General features: G+C 65.3%; 11 protein-coding genes and 1 tRNA gene. 2 read left to right on the top strand and 10 right to left on the bottom strand.

Annotated elements, in window-relative coordinates; translation table 11 throughout:
* Positions 1-41 precede the first annotated feature (41 nt).
* Positions 42-467, top strand: a complete 426-nt coding sequence (locus E3T35_RS01300; RefSeq protein WP_134344004.1) for a hotdog fold thioesterase — start codon at positions 42-44, stop codon at positions 465-467.
* Here the strand turns inward: E3T35_RS01300 and E3T35_RS01295 are convergent.
* Positions 464-3,970: a bifunctional RecB family nuclease/DEAD/DEAH box helicase gene (locus E3T35_RS01295; RefSeq protein WP_134377666.1), complete on the bottom strand. Its 3,507-nt coding sequence runs from the start codon at positions 3,968-3,970 to the stop codon at positions 464-466. The two genes, E3T35_RS01300 and E3T35_RS01295, sit on opposite strands and share 4 nt — an antisense overlap.
* A gap of 116 nt (positions 3,971-4,086) precedes the next feature.
* Positions 4,087-4,692, bottom strand: a complete 606-nt coding sequence (locus E3T35_RS01290; RefSeq protein ID WP_035879545.1) for an ANTAR domain-containing response regulator — start codon at positions 4,690-4,692, stop codon at positions 4,087-4,089.
* Between the two features lie 38 nt (positions 4,693-4,730).
* Between E3T35_RS01290 and E3T35_RS01285 the strand changes: the two genes are divergently transcribed.
* Positions 4,731-4,816, top strand: a tRNA-Leu gene (locus tag E3T35_RS01285).
* Positions 4,817-4,984: 168 nt separating this feature from the next.
* On the opposite strand, the gene pyk is transcribed toward E3T35_RS01285, so the two are convergent.
* From pyk to E3T35_RS01245, 8 genes are all read right to left on the bottom strand, one after another.
* Positions 4,985-6,430, bottom strand: a complete 1,446-nt coding sequence (gene pyk / locus E3T35_RS01280; RefSeq protein ID WP_092340086.1) for a pyruvate kinase — start codon at positions 6,428-6,430, stop codon at positions 4,985-4,987.
* A gap of 66 nt (positions 6,431-6,496) precedes the next feature.
* Entirely contained in the window at positions 6,497-7,954 is a 1,458-nt protein-coding gene (locus tag E3T35_RS01275) for a glutamate synthase subunit beta (protein WP_134344007.1), read from the bottom strand.
* Positions 7,947-12,524 (bottom strand): glutamate synthase large subunit, encoded by a 4,578-nt coding sequence (gene gltB, locus E3T35_RS01270; protein WP_134344008.1) that lies wholly within the window; start codon positions 12,522-12,524, stop codon positions 7,947-7,949. Before gltB ends, E3T35_RS01275 begins: the two co-directional genes overlap by 8 nt.
* A gap of 150 nt (positions 12,525-12,674) precedes the next feature.
* On the bottom strand, positions 12,675-13,664 hold the full coding sequence (gene lgt, locus E3T35_RS01265; RefSeq protein ID WP_241988701.1) for a prolipoprotein diacylglyceryl transferase: 990 nt from the start codon (positions 13,662-13,664) through the stop codon (positions 12,675-12,677).
* Between the two features lie 105 nt (positions 13,665-13,769).
* The gene (trpA, locus tag E3T35_RS01260) at positions 13,770-14,618 is read right to left on the bottom strand and encodes a tryptophan synthase subunit alpha (protein ID WP_134377664.1); all 849 of its coding nucleotides are present in this window, start codon (positions 14,616-14,618) and stop codon (positions 13,770-13,772) included.
* Entirely contained in the window at positions 14,615-15,841 is a 1,227-nt protein-coding gene (gene trpB / locus E3T35_RS01255; protein WP_134344011.1) for a tryptophan synthase subunit beta, read from the bottom strand. Before trpB ends, trpA begins: the two co-directional genes overlap by 4 nt.
* Positions 15,842-16,612, bottom strand: a complete 771-nt coding sequence (gene trpC / locus E3T35_RS01250) for an indole-3-glycerol phosphate synthase TrpC (RefSeq protein ID WP_134377663.1) — start codon at positions 16,610-16,612, stop codon at positions 15,842-15,844.
* Between the two features lie 19 nt (positions 16,613-16,631).
* Positions 16,632-16,853, bottom strand: a complete 222-nt coding sequence (locus E3T35_RS01245) for a DUF6704 family protein (RefSeq protein WP_092340079.1) — start codon at positions 16,851-16,853, stop codon at positions 16,632-16,634.
* Between the last annotated feature and the right edge of the window lie 72 nt (positions 16,854-16,925).

Below are 16,925 nucleotides of genomic sequence, written 5' to 3'. Positions count from 1 at the left end.
CAAGCGTCTTCCCGCGCGGGCTCCCCCGACCAAAGGTGATCATGTTCAATACAACTGACGACGCACTCGCCTGGGTTCAGCAGCGCGGCGGCGGAGATCTGGCCGACAAGATGGGGCTGGAGTTCACCGAGTTCACCATAGACCGGGCCGTGGCGCGGATGCCGGTGGCCGGAAACACGCAGCCGGCCATGCTCATGCACGGCGGCGCCTACGTCGTGCTCGGCGAGTCCCTCGGGTCGATGGCAGCAAATCTGCACGCCGGACCGGGAAAGCTCGCCGTGGGAATTGAGATCAACGCCTCACACAACCGTTCAGCGACGTCAGGGTACGTCACCGGGGTGTGCACCCCGATTCACCTGGGCCGCACCCTCACCACGCACGAAATCGTAGTCACCGACGAGGCCGGCCGGCGCTGCTCGACGATTCGCATCACGAACATCATCAAGGACCTGCCGCCGCAGGCTTAGCCCGCGTCGGGCTCGACCAGACTGATGAACGCGCTGAGCTCGGCGACGCCGGTTGGTGTTACGGGCAGGTAGTCGGTGAGCGCCGGCGAATAGACCAAGTAGGCGGCCCATTTCGCGCGCGAAACGGCAACGTTCAGCCGGTTCTTCAAAATAAGAAATCCCAGGCCGCGCGGTACGTCATCGGCCGAACTGGCCGCGAGGGTGACAATCGCAATGGCGGCCTCCTGACCCTGGAACTTGTCGACCGTTCCCACCCTCACCGTGGAGTAGCCGGCAGCCGCTAGTGCCTCACGTACGAGAGCCATCTGGGCGTTGTACGGAGTCACGACGATCACGTCGGCTTCGGTCAGGGGGTCATCGACAAGATCCATGGTCGGGTCTGTCCACAGCCGGCCGAGTACGCCGCGCACGAGTGCCACGACGGCATCCGCCTCTTCGGCTGATGAAATGGAATTGCCGGTGTGCACGACCGGCACGGCGTGCACACCGGGCCGAATTCCTACAAGAAAGCGGGTCGACGTAGTCGGATCGGCGCGCAACAGGCCGCCGTAGGACAGTCGGGAGACGGGCTCGGTGACCGCGGGGTGCATGCGGCGGCTCTCGGCGAGAAAGTAGCCCAGGTCGGCGGGAAGCACGTCGTGGCCGGCGGCGACCCAGCCCAGGGCAGACTGGTCGATCGGCTCGGGATGCCGGCCCTGGCTGACCTGCGGCAGTTGCTGCGGGTCGCCGAGCAGCAGCAGATTGCGGGCGCCGACACTGGCCGCGATGGTGGAGGCGAGCGAGAATTGGCCGGCCTCATCGACGACGAGTAGATCGAGGCTGTGTCGTGGCACGCGGGCCGGATTGCTGAAGTCCCACGCGGTGCCGCCGACGACGAATCCCGTCGCGGTGTGATCCAGTGCGAACAGAAGTTGCCCGTCTTTCGGCAGCACGGTGTAGGCGGGTTCCGCCGCATCGGCGCCGGTCTTGGCGACTTTGCCGACGAGAGCCGGCTCGAGCCCGGCGCTGACGACGGCGTCGAGCAGGTTCTCCACCACCGCGTGGGACTGGGCGACAACGCCGATCTTCCAGCCGTGCCGCTGCACAAGTGCGGTGATGACGTATGCGCCGAGGTAGGTCTTGCCGGTGCCGGGTGGCCCCTGGATCGCTAGGTAGGAGTGATCCAGATCGAGCAGGGTCGCGATGACGGCATCGATGGTGCTGCCGCCGGCCCGAGTGGCGGCCAGGTGCCCGCTTTCGGTGCGCGGCGGTGTGCGACGCAGAATATCGACCATCGAGTCGCGCGGCCAGCCGGGCTGGGCGTCGACGATAGCTTTGGCCCACTCGTCGATAGCGGGTTTCTGCTGCAGGGGCCGTGGCGGTGCGGCGGGTGCCAGGGCACTCGGCCGGTCGCTATAGCGAGCCGTGTCCTTGAGCAGTGTCTCTTCAATCAGGATGCCGTCATCGCTGACGTCCAGCACTTTGACGGTGCGATGGGCGCGTGCGCCGTCCGCACTGTCGGGGTTGACAAACGGTCCGGGGTATTCGTAGAGCAGGTACGGGCCAGCCTGGTCGCCCGGTTTAATGCTGCTGCCCGGTGCCAGGCGACCGCGCAACCAGAGGTGGCGACGGTCGACGCGCTGCATACCTTCTCGGAACCAGTCGCGCTCTACGTCGACGCCTTCGACGACGAGGACGTCGCGGGTGTCCTGCCATTCATCGATCGGGTACTCGAGCCGAAAATAGTGCCCCCACCAAAAGCTCTTCTGCTCTCGCCGGTGGTAGTCCATTGCGGCGGCGGCAAAGGCGGCCGCGGTCTGGTCGATGCTGCGCGGGGTGTGCGGTGTCGTTGGCGCAGCGCGGGCGAGCAGGGCGTCGCGCACCGGTGACGGCTCCAGCGGGTCGGCATCCGCTTCGGCCGTGCCACCGGCCGAGCGGATGCCCGCTCCGCGCGCCAGCGTGAGCAACCAGTCGCGCAGGCGCAGCGTTGAGACGCAGTCGTAGCGGTTGTAGTCGGCGATGGAGGCGAGCATGCGTTGCGCCTCGACCTGGTCGCCGTGAGCGTGCAGGTCGCGGGCTGCGGCGTATTCGGTGATGGAGTCCGCCGCGTTGGTGACCTCGCCGCCGCGCAGTTCCGCGCCCATGTAGAGCGGTTCGAGCTTTTTGATCGAGTACGAGCGCGACCCGACGCGCATGGTTTTGCGCACGAGCGGGTACAGATCGACGAGCACGTTCTCGCGCAGCAGCCGGTCGATCTGGTCTTCGCCGACGCCGTGCCGGGCGGCGAGGCTGAGCAGGTGGGTGCGCTCGTAGGCGGCGTAGTGGTACACGTGGAGGCCAGGAAACTGGGCTCGACGCCTCCCGAGGTAGGCCAGAAAGTCGGTGAGCGCGGCCTTCTCCTCGGCCCAGGTGTGCGCCCAGAAAGGGTGAAAGGATTCGTCGGTCTGCACCAGGCCGAACAGGTAGTCCAGGCCCCACTGCGTGGTCGAGCCGTCAGGGGCGTCGCCTTCGGTCGCGTTTCCCTCTGAATAGAGCGGGTCGCCCTCGAAGTCGAAGAAGATGTCGCCCGGGTTCGGTTCTGGCAGCACTGACAGCGCCCCTGGGTTGTACAGATCGACCGGCGGAGCTGTACCGGGGACCGCCTGAAGCTGTAGCCGCGCCTGCGTACGCAGGGCGGTGAGCGTCGAGTCCGACATGCCGTCGATGTCTTCGGTTAACGCCGCGAGATCGTCGATTGTGCCAATGCCGCCGGCCGCCAGCCGCGCCCGCTGCGACAGGCGCAGCCCGGCGACCAGCAAGGGATCGCGGTGCGCCTGCACCTCGGCCTCACAGGTAGTACAGCGTCCGCAGACCGTGTATCGCGGGTCTCCCCACGCTACCGGCTGGGTGTCGGCGAGTCGTTCCGTGATGATCTGCAGCAGGCGCTGCCTGCGTTTACGGTACACCGGGCGAATATCAGCGAGCGGATGCCCGCTCACGGACCCGTCACCGAGCCACAGTTCGACAGAGTCGGCCGTTGGTACGCCAATGCGGTCGAGCTGGTCGGCGTAGGCGGCGAGCTGCAGCAGCGCGGTCACTCGGGCGTGCCGGGCCAGTTTGGTGTCTTGTAGCAGCCAGGTGCCGTCATCCTGGCGCACGATGAAGTCAGCGAATCCGAGAAAGGCGATGTCTGCGGTCGGTGAGCCGAAGTGTGGGTCGAAGAACGTGGCCTGAAAGATGACCTCGGCGGTCGTGCCGAAAGCCAGCCGCGTTTGGTCGGCGGCAATCTCCAGAGCGGGGCGAGCCATCCGCTCTGGACGGGAAATTTCGACCACAGACTGGCCCAGCCGGTACCGCTCGAGCACCCGGTGCTCATGCTCGTCGCCCAGCCGCGAGGTGCGCTCCAACATCGCCTCGACCGGGTCGACCACAGCGTCGATGCGGCCGAGCTTCGCGTCGATGCGGCGCAGAAACGCAAACTCGCAGACGGATGCCGCGCTCAGGTCACTCGCGCTCGTCACCACGCTGCCGTCCAATAGGAACATGCGCCCGTCCTTCGTCTGTTCGAGCGTATCGGACACCTCCGACACGCCAGCCGATCAGATGTCCGGGTACAAAAAACGGCCCGGCAGGATCTGCCGCGCCGTTCTCTGAGACGTTTCTACTTCTTGGCGCTGAGCTGCTCGATAATCGCCTGCGACACGTCGTGCATGGTGAGGCGACGGTCCATCGAGGCCTTCTGGATCCAACGGAAGGCTTCGGGCTCGGTCAGGCCCATCTTCTCGTTGAGCAGGCCCTTGGCCCGGTCGACGAGCTTGCGGGTCTCGAACCGTTCGACCAGGTCGGCGACCTCGGCTTCGAGGGTGATGATCTGGCTGTAGCGCGAGAGGGCGATCTCGATCGCGGGCAGCAGGTCGTTCGGGGTGAACGGCTTGACGACGTAGGCCAGTGCGCCGGCTTCGGTGGCACGCTCGACCAGTTCCTTCTGGCTGAACGCGGTCAGCAGCACGACCGGTGCGATGTGCTCTTTGGACAAGCGTTCAGCAGCGCTGATGCCGTCGAGCTGGGGCATCTTGACGTCCATGATGACCAGGTCGGGGCGAAGCTCCCGCGCCAAGGCGACCGCTGTTTCTCCGTCACCGGCTTCGCCGACGACTTCAAAGCCGTTGTCGCGCAGAATCTCGACGATGTCGAGGCGGATGAGGGATTCATCCTCAGCGACGACAACGCGGCGCGGAGGGGTGGGGGTGCTGTCTTGGTCGGTCACGAGCAAAAGCCTACGGTATTCTGAACGAGTAGTTGTAAGCCGGTGTGGCGGAATGGCAGACGCGGAGCACTCAAAATGCTTTGTTCGCAAGGACGTGTGGGTTCGAGTCCCACCACCGGTACCAAATTCTCACAGCAAAATACCCGATCAGCGGGGTTTTTTGTTGTGTTCAAGCGCGCCCTGCACGTTCGTGCAGAATTAGGTCGATGCGCGGGCAGATGACACCGGCCAGTTTGTCTAGACACGAGAGGCCCCGCCCCAAACGTACGGGCGGGGCTTCTCGTGTTGACCGCTACTTCTTGACGTACGCCGGTGCGACCTCGTTGTGGGCGTCGCCCACGCGGTGCACGCGAATGTCGTTCGTCGAGCCGACGATTCCGGGAGGGGAACCGGAGATGACGACGACCTTGTCACCGATTTCGGCGAGACCCTGACCGATGAGAATATCATCGACCTGACCGAACATCGCGTCGGTGTGGGTCACCGGCTCCACCAGGTACGTCTGAACGCCCCAGGTGAGGGCCAGACGACGACGGATGCCCGGCTCCGGCGTGAAGGCCAGCATCGGGATCTTCGACCGCAGGCGGGACATGCGGCGGGCCGAGTCGCCGGACTCGGTGAAGATGCAGAGGAACTTGGCATCGACGAACTCGGCCACCTCGATGGCGGCGAGGGTGATCGCACCGCCCTGGGTGCGCGGACGGTTGGTCAGCTTGCCGATGCGCTCGAGGCCGTGCACCTCGGTGGATTCCACGATGCGGGCCATGGTCTGCACCGTGACAACGGGGTATTCTCCGACGCTGGTCTCACCGCTGAGCATGACGGCATCAGCACCATCGAGCACGGCGTTGGCGACGTCGCTGGTCTCGGCGCGGGTGGGCACCGGGCTCAGAATCATGGATTCGAGCATCTGCGTGGCGACGATGACGGGCTTGGCCATGCGGCGAGCGATCTCCACGGCCTGCTTCTGCACGATCGGCACGGCCTCGAGCGGAAGCTCGACGCCGAGGTCGCCGCGGGCGACCATGATCGCGTCGAAGGCGTCGACGATCTCTTCGAGGTTGTCGACGGCCTGCGGCTTCTCGATCTTGGCGATCACCGGAACGCGGCGGCCCTCTTCGGCCATGATCTCGTGCACGCGGGTGATGTCATCGGCGCTGCGCACAAAAGAGAGGGCGATGAGGTCGGCTCCGAGACGGAGGCCCCAGCGCAGGTCGGCTTCGTCCTTCTCCGACAGGGCCGGCACGTTCACTGCTACGCCGGGCAGGTTGATGCCCTTGTTGTTGGAGACCGGGCCGGCGACGATCACGCGGGTGGTGACGACGACGCCATCCGTTTCGACGACCTGCACCTTCACCTTGCCATCGTCGATGAGCAGAAAGTCGCCGGGGTGCACGTCGTGCGGCAGACCCTTGAAGGTGGTGCCGGAGAGCTCTTTGGTGCCGAGCACGTCTTCGGTGGTGATCTTGAAAATGTCACCGACGGCGAGCTCGTACGGGCCGCCCTCGAACTTGCCGAGGCGAATCTTGGGGCCCTGCAGGTCGACCATGACGGCGACGGCACGCCCGGAGTCGTTGGCAGCCTTACGCACGTTGGCGTAGACGCTCTCGTGCACCTGGTAGTTGCCGTGGCTCAGGTTCATTCGGCAGACGTCAACGCCCGCGTCGATGAGCGCTCTGATCTGCTCGTAGCTGGCAGCCGCCGGCCCGAGGGTGGCGACGATTTTTGCGCGTCTCATTCTGGTGAATCTCCGATTTCCGCGCTTTGTGAGCGCATTACGACGTGGTGCAGGAAGAGTAAGGGTTTAGAGGGCGAAGGAGCGGTCCGTGGGCTTAACGGGAGATGGCAGTTGGGTCTGGCCTTCCAGGAACTGGTCGACCGCAGCGGCCGCAGCACGTCCTTCGGCGATAGCCCAGACGATGAGTGACTGGCCGCGACCGGCATCGCCGGCGACGAAGACGCCCTCGTGGCTGGTCTGGTAGTTGCCGTCGCGTTCGACGTTGCCGCGACCGTCGAACGGAAGCTTTAGCTGGTGGCTGAGGTCGTCCGGCTCCGGGCCAGTGAAGCCCATCGCGAGCAGCACGAGATCGGCCGGAATCTCCATCTCGGTGCCGGCCTTGGGAACGCGGCGTCCGTCGAGGTATTCGGTCTCGGCGATGCGAATGGCACGTACCTCACCGAAATCGTTGGCCAGAAATTCAACCGTCGACGCGAGGTACTGGCGGGTGCCGCCCTCTTCGTGGGCGCTGGAGACCTCGAACAGGGTCGGGGACATCGGCCACGGCTGGTTTTCCGGCCGAGTGGTGCCCGGCTGCTTGCCGATCGCCAAGTTGGTGACGGATGCTGCCAGCTGACGGTGTGCGGTCCCGATGCAGTCGGCCCCGGTGTCACCACCACCGAGCACGACGACGTGCTTACCCTCGGCGGTGATCTGCGCTTCGATGGCTCCGCCGGCGCCGATCTTGTTCTGCTGCACCAGGTATTCCATGGCGAAGTGCACGCCGGGCAGGTCGCGCCCCGGAATGGGCAGGTCGCGGGGAACCATGGCACCGGTCGCCACCACGACGGCGTCGTAGCGGGCGCGCAGGTCGTCCCAGGTGATGTCCGCGCCGATGTTGACGTTGGCGCGGAACCGGGTTCCCTCCGCCGTCATCTGCGCCAGTCGCAGTTCGAGGTGCTTCTTCTCCATTTTGAAGTCGGGGATGCCGTAGCGGAGCAGGCCGCCTATGCGGTCGTCGCGTTCGAACACGGCAACGGTGTGGCCGGCGCGGGTCAGCTGCTGGGCTGCGGCCAGTCCGGCAGGACCGGATCCGACGACGGCGACGGTCTTACCGGTCAGGCGTCCGGGCGGCTGCGGTTGCACCCAGCCCTTGGCAAAGGCCTGGTCGATGATCGACACCTCGACCTGCTTGATGGTGACGGCGGGCTGGTTGATGCCGAGCACGCACGACGACTCACACGGGGCCGGGCAGAGACGACCAGTGAACTCCGGAAAGTTGTTCGTGGCGTGCAGGCGCTCGATGGCCGCACGGCCCTCATCGCGCCAGACCAGGTCGTTCCACTCCGGAATGAGGTTGCCGAGCGGGCAGCCCTGGTGACAGAACGGCACTCCGCAGTCCATGCAGCGGCCGGCCTGACGTTTGAGGACAGCGGCGTCACCCTGCTCGTAGACCTCTTTCCAGTCCATCAAACGGATGGCCACCGGACGGCGAGCAGGCAGCTCGCGGTCGGTGGTCTTCAGGAATCCCTTCGGATCAGCCATTGGTTACCTCCAGAATTCGATTCCAGACAACGAGTCCGTCGGGATCGAGTCCCTCGTCGACGGCCGTCTGCCTGGTCTCCAGTACGGCCGCGTAGTCGCGCGGCAGTACCTTGACAAATGTGTTCATGGTTTCTTCCAACTTCGACAGCATGCGCTTGGCGAGTGCTGAATCGGTCTGGTCCCGGTGTTGTTCGAGCAGGTCGCGCACGATCTCCCGGTCGACGCTCTCGAGAGCGAGCAACCTGAGCTCCCCCGAGGTCAGCGCGTCACGGTTGACCCGTTCGGCGGTCAGCCCGTAGACGTAAGCCGTACCGCCACTCATACCGGCGCCAAGGTTGCGTCCGGTCTCGCCGAGGATGAGGGCGAGGCCGCCGGTCATGTATTCGAGCGCGTGGTCGCCCACGCCCTCGACAACGGCGATCGCGCCGGAGTTGCGCACGAGGAATCGTTCCCCGACAATGCCGCGAATGAACATGCTGCCCTGCGTGGCGCCGTAGCCGATGACGTTTCCGGCGATGACGTTGTCTTCGGCCGGGAACTGACTGGCCCGGTCGGGGCGCACGATGATCTGCCCGCCCGACAGGCCCTTGCCGACGTAGTCGTTGGATTCGCCCTCGAGGCGCAGGGTGATTCCGCTCGGCAGGAATGCCCCGAAGGACTGTCCGGCTGAGCCGGTGAGAGTGACCTCGATCGAGCCGGCCGGCAGACCGTTCTCGCCGTGGCGCAGGGTGACCTGGTTGCCGAGCATGGTACCGACGGCGCGTTCGGTGTTGCGAATCGGCAGGTCGATCCTGATTGTCCCGCCGTGTTCGAGCACGCTCTGGCTGCGCCGAATCAGTTCGTTGTCGAAGTGCTTGTCGAGTTCGTGCTCCTGAGCGCGCGCCCACTTGCGCGGTTCTGCCTCCGAGAAGTCCGGGCCGCTCAGGATGGGAGAGAGGTCAAGCCCCTGCGCCTTCCAGTGAGTGAGTGCACGGTTCACGTTCAGCACCTCGCGGTGGCCGATGGCCTCATCGAGGCTGCGGAAGCCGAGCTCAGCGAGGTACTCACGCACCTCCTGGGCGATGAACTCGAAGAAATTCACGACGTGGTCGGCCTGGCCTGCGAAACGTTTGCGCAGTTCCGGGTTCTGAGTGGCAACGCCGACCGGGCAGGTGTCGAGGTGGCAGACGCGCATCATGATGCAGCCCGACACAACAAGCGGAGCGGAGGCGAAGCCGAATTCCTCAGCACCGAGCAGGGCACCGATGAGTACGTCACGGCCGGTCTTCAGCTGGCCATCCACCTGCACCACCACGCGGTCACGCATGCCGTTGAGCATGAGCGTCTGCTGGGTTTCGGCGAGGCCGAGTTCCCACGGGGTTCCGGCGTGCTTGAGCGAGTTGACCGGGCTGGCACCCGTCCCGCCGTCGTGGCCGCTGATCAAGATCACGTCGGAGAGGGCTTTGGCAACACCGGCCGCGACGGCACCGATACCGGACTGGCTGACCAGTTTGGTGTGGATGCGTGCCTTGGGGTTGGCGCGTTTCAGGTCGAAGATGAGCTGCTTCAAGTCTTCGATCGAGTAGATGTCGTGGTGCGGCGGCGGCGAGATGAGGCCGACGCCGGCCGTGGCGTGCCGGGTGCGGGCGATCCACGGGTACACCTTGGTGGGAGGCAGCTGACCGCCCTCGCCGGGCTTGGCACCCTGGGCGAGTTTGATCTGGATGTCGTCGGCGTGGGTCAGGTACATGCTCGTCACACCGAACCGGCCCGAGGCGACCTGCTTGACGGCGCTGCGCCGGGCCGGGTCGAGCAGACGGTCGAGGTCTTCGCCGCCCTCACCGGTATTGGACTTGCCGCCCAGACGGTTCATGGCGATCGCGAGAGTCTCGTGCGCCTCCTGCGAAATGGAACCGTAGCTCATCGCGCCGGTCGAGAACCGTTTGACGATCTGAGACACCGATTCGACCTCGTCGAGCGGCACCGGAGTGCGCTGGCCCGGGCTGAGCGTGAACATACCGCGCAGGGTCATGAGCGATTCGGCCTGGTCGTCGACCATTTTCGTGTACTCGCGAAAGATGTCGTAGCGCTTGGTGCGAGTGGCGTGCTGCAGCCGGAAGATGGTCTCCGGGTTGAACAGATGCGGGGCACCATCGCGGCGCCACTGGTATTCGCCGCCGGTCGCGAGGCGCTCGTGCGCGGTCACCGCAGCATCCATTGGGTACGCGGAGGCGTGACGCGACAGGTTTTCGACACCGATCACGTCGATGCCGACGCCGCCGAGCTTGCTCGTGGTACCGGTGAAGTACTGGTCGACGAAGGACTGGGATAGGCCGACGGCTTCGAAGGTCTGGGCGCCGGCGTAGGAGGACACGGTGGAGATGCCCATCTTCGACATGATTTTGAGCACTCCCTTGCCGAGGGCCTTGATCACGTTGCGCACGGCCTTTTCGGGCGTGACGTTGGTGATGATGCCGCTTCGCACGAGGTCTTCGCAGGTTTCCATGGCGAGGTAGGGGTTCACGGCTGATGCGCCGTAGCCCATGAGCAGGGCAATGTGGTGCACTTCGCGCACGTCGCCGGCCTCGACCACGATGCCGACCTTCATGCGGTTTTCGGTGCGAATGAGGTGGTGGTGCACTGCGGCGATCATGAGCAGCGAGGGGATCGGGGCGAGGTCCTTGTTGGAGTCGCGGTCGCTCAGCACGATGAACAGGGCGCCGGCCTCGATGGCCTCATCGACCAGGGCGCAGATCGCGGCGAGTCGCTTGGCCAGGGCGTCTGGGCCCTCTTCAAAGCGGTACAGGCCACGAATGGTCGTGGTGGTACGGCTGCCGACGGCCGGGTCGATGTGCTGGATCTTCGCCAATTCGTCGTTGTCGATGACCGGGAAGTCCAAAACGACCTGGCGGGCATGCTCCGGACCGGCGGAGAGCAGGTTGCGTTCCGGGCCGAGACCGAGCTTGAGGCTTGTGACGACTTCTTCACGAATCGAGTCGAGCGGCGGGTTGGTGACCTGCGCGAACTGCTGAGTGAAGTAGTCGAACATGAGGCGCGGGCGGTCGCTCAGCACCGCGATGGGCGTGTCGCTGCCCATGGCGCCGAGCGGTTCGGCTCCGGTGCGCGCCATCGGGGTGAGCAGAATGCGCACCTCTTCTTCGGTATAGCCGAAGGTGCGCTGGCGACGCACAACGGATGCCGGCGGGTGCACGATGTGCTCCCGCTCCGGCAGATCCTTGAGGTTGATGCGACCTTTTTGGAGCCATTCGCCCCACGGCTCACTGGCCGACAGTTCGGCCTTGATCTCCCGGTCGTCGATGATGCGGCCGGCCTTGGTGTCGACTAAAAACATCTGGCCAGGGCGCAGGCGGCCCTTGCGCACGACCCGGGCCGGGTCGATTCCGAGTACGCCGATTTCGCTCGCGAGCACGACGAGGCCGTCGTCGGTGATCAGGTAGCGTCCGGGGCGCAGGCCGTTACGGTCGAGGGTGGCGCCGACGAGGGATCCGTCGGTGAAGACGATCGCGGCGGGGCCGTCCCACGGTTCCATGAGCATCGAGTGGTACTCGTAGAAGTCGCGACGTTCGTCGTCGAGGTCGGTCTGGTTTTCCCAGGCCTCCGGCACCATCATCATGATGGCGTGGGGCAGCGACCGCCCGGACAGGCTGAGCAGTTCGACGACCTCATCGAACGAGGCAGAGTCGCTGGCGCCAGGGGTGACAATCGGCAGCAGGGGGGCGAGGTCGCCGAGCAGCTCAGACTCGAGCTGGGACTGACGCGCGCGCATCCAGTTGCGGTTTCCCTGCACCGTGTTGATCTCACCGTTGTGGGCGATCATTCGGAACGGCTGGGCGAGCGGCCAGGACGGGAACGTGTTCGTGGAGTAACGCGAGTGCACGAGGGCGAGCGTTGAGACGAAACGTTCGTCGGACAGATCGGGGTAGAACGGTTCGAGCTGCAGGGTCGTGACCATGCCTTTGTAGACCAGGGTGCGGCAGGACAGCGACACGAAGTAGATCTCGAGCTCGCGTTCGGCGCGCTTGCGCAGCCGAAAGGTCTGCCGATCCAGCGCGATGTCGGAGAACGGAGCGCCGGCTTCGGTGGTGCGAGTGCTCTGCACGAACAGCTGTTGGATGGCGGGCATGTTCGCGCGGGCCTGGCTGCCGAGGTCTTCCGGGTGTACCGGAACCTCACGCCAGCCGAGGATGCTGAGGCTTTCCTCGTCCGCGATCAGGCTGATGGCGCGTTTGATGGCGGTGCGAGCGGTCGGATCGGTTGGCAGAAAAACGTTGCCGACGGCGTACTGCCCCACCGGGGGAAGCGCGATATCCGTGACGGCACGCAGGAAGGCATCCGGTATCTGGGTGATGATGCCGGCACCGTCACCGGTTCCGGCGTCGGAGCCGACGGCCCCGCGGTGTTCCAGGTTACGCAGGGCGTCGAGGGCCTGCGTGATGATGTCGTGCCCGGCGGTTCCTCGCAGGGTCGCCACCATGGCCAGGCCGCACGCGTCGCGTTCGGCCGCCGGATCGTACAAACCGGATGCTTCGGGCATGCTGCTGAAGCGGGAGTAGAGAGGTTTCTGCGCCATTGAGACCGTCCTCACGAAATGACTGGCAGTAAGGGACGACGCTGGCCCGAAGGAGATGTGTGCGGAAAACCATAACGCTTGCCCGGTTCGGGTCAGGCCCGCATTCGGGCGGCGCTACGTGTGTGTTGGCTGGATGTCAGCGAACGAACTCTACAGACGCGAAGCGCTCGTGCTTGTGGCTGGAGCCTCGGGTGATTCGGTGCGTTCATCGGCATCATCGCTCTGATCCGCGGAGCTTTGATCAAGATCATCCGAATCGCTGTCCTCAAATTCTACCCCAGCGTCCGGACCAATCCATTCCCGACCGGGCACATAGGCGCTGGGCTCGAGGCCGGGGTGACGGTGACGCTGCACCAGAATAATGATCAGACCGACGGCAATGGCCGCCATGGCCGCCCAGACGTTAGTGCGGATTCCGAAGTAAATCTCGCTCGGGTCAATGCGAATCGATTCAAAAAAGCTGCGACCCAGTCCATACCAGATGAGGTAGGCACCCAGGGTTTGCCCGAAGCGCAGCCGAAACTTGCGTTCCAGATAGAGGATGACGGCAACACCGAGCAGGTTCCAAATGATTTCGTAGAGAAAAGTCGGGTGGAACAGCGTGCCGTCCGGCAGCCCCACCGGGAATGCCGGGTTGCTTGGGTCAATTTCCAGGCCCCACGGCAGGGTCGTCGGCAGCCCGAAAAGTTCGTGGTTGAACCAGTTGCCGAGCCGGCCGGTCGCCTGGGCGACGAGCAGCGCGGGTGCGACGGCGTCGGCGAAGGTCCAAAAGCGGATACCGGCCAGGCGGCAGCCGATCCAGGCACCGACGGCACCACCGATCAGGGAGCCGAAGATCGCGTTGCCGCCCTCCCAGATATACAGGGTGCGGAGCAGATCGGCTCCCTCGAAGAAGTAGTCGCCCGGGTGGGTGAGCACGTGGTAGATACGCGCACCGACGATGCCGAGCGGCACGGCCCAGAGGATGATGTCGAGTACGACTCCCGGCTCGGCGCCGCGCTTGGTGAGGCGGCGCGACGTGATGACCGTCGCGAGGATGATTCCGGCGAGGATGCACAGCGCGTAGGCGTGAATGCGGAACGGACCGAGGTCAAAGAAGCTCCACGCGGGGCTCGGGATGCTCGTGCTCAGAAGACTCAAAGACACCTGGGTACTACCTTTCATCGTGACTCACGCCACCTGGGGCGAATCGATCGCCTCGAACAATTTAGCGTAGAACGCGCCTGGATCTACCGAAGTGACAATTTACCGGGGCGGCGACGGCGGGCGAATATCGTTCGCGCCGGCGGCGAGTTCGAGCGCCAGGCGGGCAACGGCGGGTACTCCCCCGTCGGTGAGCGCTTTCACGAGCGCAGAGCCGACGATGGCGCCGTCGGCGTAGCCGAGAATCTCACGGACCTGCTCGGGGGTGGAGATGCCGAGGCCGACGCAGGCGCTCGTGCAGCCGGCGGCGCGCAGGCGTTCCACCAGGATACGAGCGGCGGCATCGACGCCCGCGCGAGCACCGGTGGTACCCATCGTTGAGACGGTATAGACAAATCCGCGGCTGGCTTCGATCGCCTGCACCAGGCGGGCATCGGACGAGGACGGCGCGGCCAGGAACACCCGGTCGAGTCCGGTGCGCTCGCTCGCGGCCATCCAGTCGGCGGCTTCATCGGGAATGAGGTCGGGGGTGATCAGACCCGCGCCCCCGGCGGCCCGGAGGTCATCGGCGAAACGCTCAGCTCCGTACTGAACGACCGGGTTCCAGTAGGTCATTACCAGAACGGGCGCGTCGACCTGCTCGGTGATGGCCCTGATCGCTTCAAAACCGTGGCGGAGTTTGAACCCGTTGGCCAGTGCCTGCTGGGTTGCCGCCTGAATGACCGGGCCATCCATCACGGGGTCGGAGTAGGGCAGGCCGAGTTCGATGATGTCGACGCCGTTGGCGACGAGGGCCACCGCCGCGTCGATGCTCTCGTTCAGGGTGGGGAAACCAACCGGCAGGTAGCCGATGAGGGCTCCCCCGCCCTCGGTCCGGCGGCGGGCAATGGTCTGTTCGACCGAGCTCACGATGCCGCTCGTCGTTCCATGTCGAAAAACGGGGGTGGTCATGACTGGTCAGCGCCTTCGTCGAGCAGATCGAAGTACCGGCCCGCTGTTTCCATGTCTTTGTCGCCGCGACCGCTGAGGTTGACCAGGATGGTCGCTTCAGGGCCGAGCGCACGGCCGAGTTCGAGGGTGCCGGCGAGGGCGTGCGACGACTCGATCGCGGGGATGATGCCCTCGGTGCGGCTGAGCAGGCGCAGGGCGCTCATCGCCTCGTCGTCGCTGATCGGCAGGTAGGTGGCCCGGCCGATGCTCGCAAGCCAGGCGTGCTCCGGTCCGACCCCCGGATAGTCGAGGCCGGCCGAGATAGAGTGGGAATCGATGGTTTGGCCGTCTTCGTCCTGCAGCAGCATGCTGCGGGCGCCGTGCAGTACTCCGGGACGCCCCTTGGTGATGGTGGCAGCGTGCCGCGGCGTGTCAATGCCGTCGCCGGCCGCCTCATAGCCGAACAGGGCGACATCCGGGTCGTCGAGGAAGGCATGAAAGATGCCCATGGCGTTGGAGCCGCCGCCGACACAGGCTGTGACAGCATCCGGCAGGCTGCCGGTCAGGTCGAGCACCTGCTGACGGGCTTCTTCACCGATGATCTTCTGAAAGTCACGCACCATGGCGGGGAACGGATGCGGGCCGGCCACGGTTCCGAAAATATAGTTGGTGGTCTCAACGTTGGTGACCCAGTCGCGCATGGCGTCGTTGATGGCATCCTTCAGGGTGCGCGAGCCGGTCTTGACCGGAACGACCTCGGCACCGAGCAGGCGCATCCGGGCCACGTTGAGGGCCTGGCGTTCGGTGTCGACCTCGCCCATGTAGACGACGCACTCCAGCCCGAAGAGGGCGGCGACGGTGGCCGTGGCCACGCCGTGCTGGCCGGCTCCGGTTTCCGCGATGACGCGGGTCTTGCCGATGCGCTTGGTGAGCAGGGCCTGGCCCAGGGCGTTGTTGATCTTGTGCGAGCCGGTGTGATTGAGATCTTCGCGTTTGAGGATGATGCGGGCGCCGCCGGCGTACTCGGCGAAGCGCGGAACCTCGGTAATGATCGAGGGGCGACCGGCGTAGTTGACGTGCAACTCCATCAGGGCCGCGGCGAAGGCGGGATCGTTCTTGGCGAGTTCGTATTCCGCCGTGAGTTCATCGAGCGCCGCCACGAGGGATTCGGGCACGAACCGGCCGCCGAAGCCGCCGAAATACGGGCCGGACTGCGCACGCAAGGATTCTTTTCGCAAAGACATTTAAACCGCCAAAAACTCGGAGAGGGTTCGGATGGGGTCGCTCGTGACGAGCGCTTCGCCGACCAAGACGACGTCGGCGCCGGCTGCACGGTAGTGCGCGACGTCGGCGGCAGTCTTGACGGCGGATTCGGCGACTCGGATGACGCCGGACGGAATTTTGTCGGCCAGAGTCTCGAAGAGGTTCTGGTCGAGTTCAAAAGTGGACAGGTTGCGGGCGTTGACCCCGACCAGGCTCGCACCGATGTCGAGTGCGCGGCTTACTTCGTCGCCGCTGTGCGTTTCGACCAGGGCGGTCATGCCGAGCTCACGAATGAGTTCGTGGAGGGAGACGAGGGTGGCCTGATCGAGCGCGGCCACGATCAGCAGCACGAGGTCGGCGCCGGCTGCGCGCGCTTCGAACACCTGATACGGGGTTCCGATGAAGTCCTTGCGGAGGATAGGAATGCTCACCGCAGCCCGCACCTGTTCGAGGTCGGTCAGTGAGCCGTGAAAGCGGCGACCCTCGGTTAGCACGCTGATAGCGCTCGCCCCGCCGGTCTCATAGGAGACAGCAAGTGCTGCCGGGTCGGTGATGGCCGCCAGGGAACCGCGGCTGGGGCTGGCCCGCTTGATTTCCGCGAGAATCTTGACGCGATCAGCCGGGGCCAAGGCCGCCAGCGCGTCGAGTGCGGGCGCGTGGGCGCGCGCCGCCGTCTCGACGGTCGCCAGCGGGCGAGTCAGGAGGCGTTGTTCGGCATCGGATACCGAGCCGGCGAGAAGTTCTTGAAGCACCAGGTCTCTTTGCAGCCGGTCAGTGGCCGGGCGACGTGGCATTGACGCCGTAGCCGACCTTGCTGAGTACGTAGCCGACGATGACGCCGGCGATGAGCAGCCCGAAGGACGCCCAGACCAGCCAGACCAGCTCGAAGAAGAAGGCTGTGGTGCCGATGGTGAAAGCGGCCAGCATGATGATGACCGCGGTCCAGGCCGCCGGGGAGTGGCCGTGTCCGGGATCTGACAGATCGATGCTCATGGTTCTCCTCGTAAATACGTTAACACTGTGTGCGTTGACCAGCGGGTCAAGTCTAGCGGAGCGACGGCCCGC

The sequence above is a fragment of the Cryobacterium sp. TMT1-2-2 genome, assembly GCF_004403505.1.
GTDB classification, from domain to species: domain Bacteria; phylum Actinomycetota; class Actinomycetes; order Actinomycetales; family Microbacteriaceae; genus Cryobacterium; species Cryobacterium flavum.
Note: the sequence above shows the minus strand (reverse complement) of the source record. Positions and strands in the feature narration are given on the sequence as shown.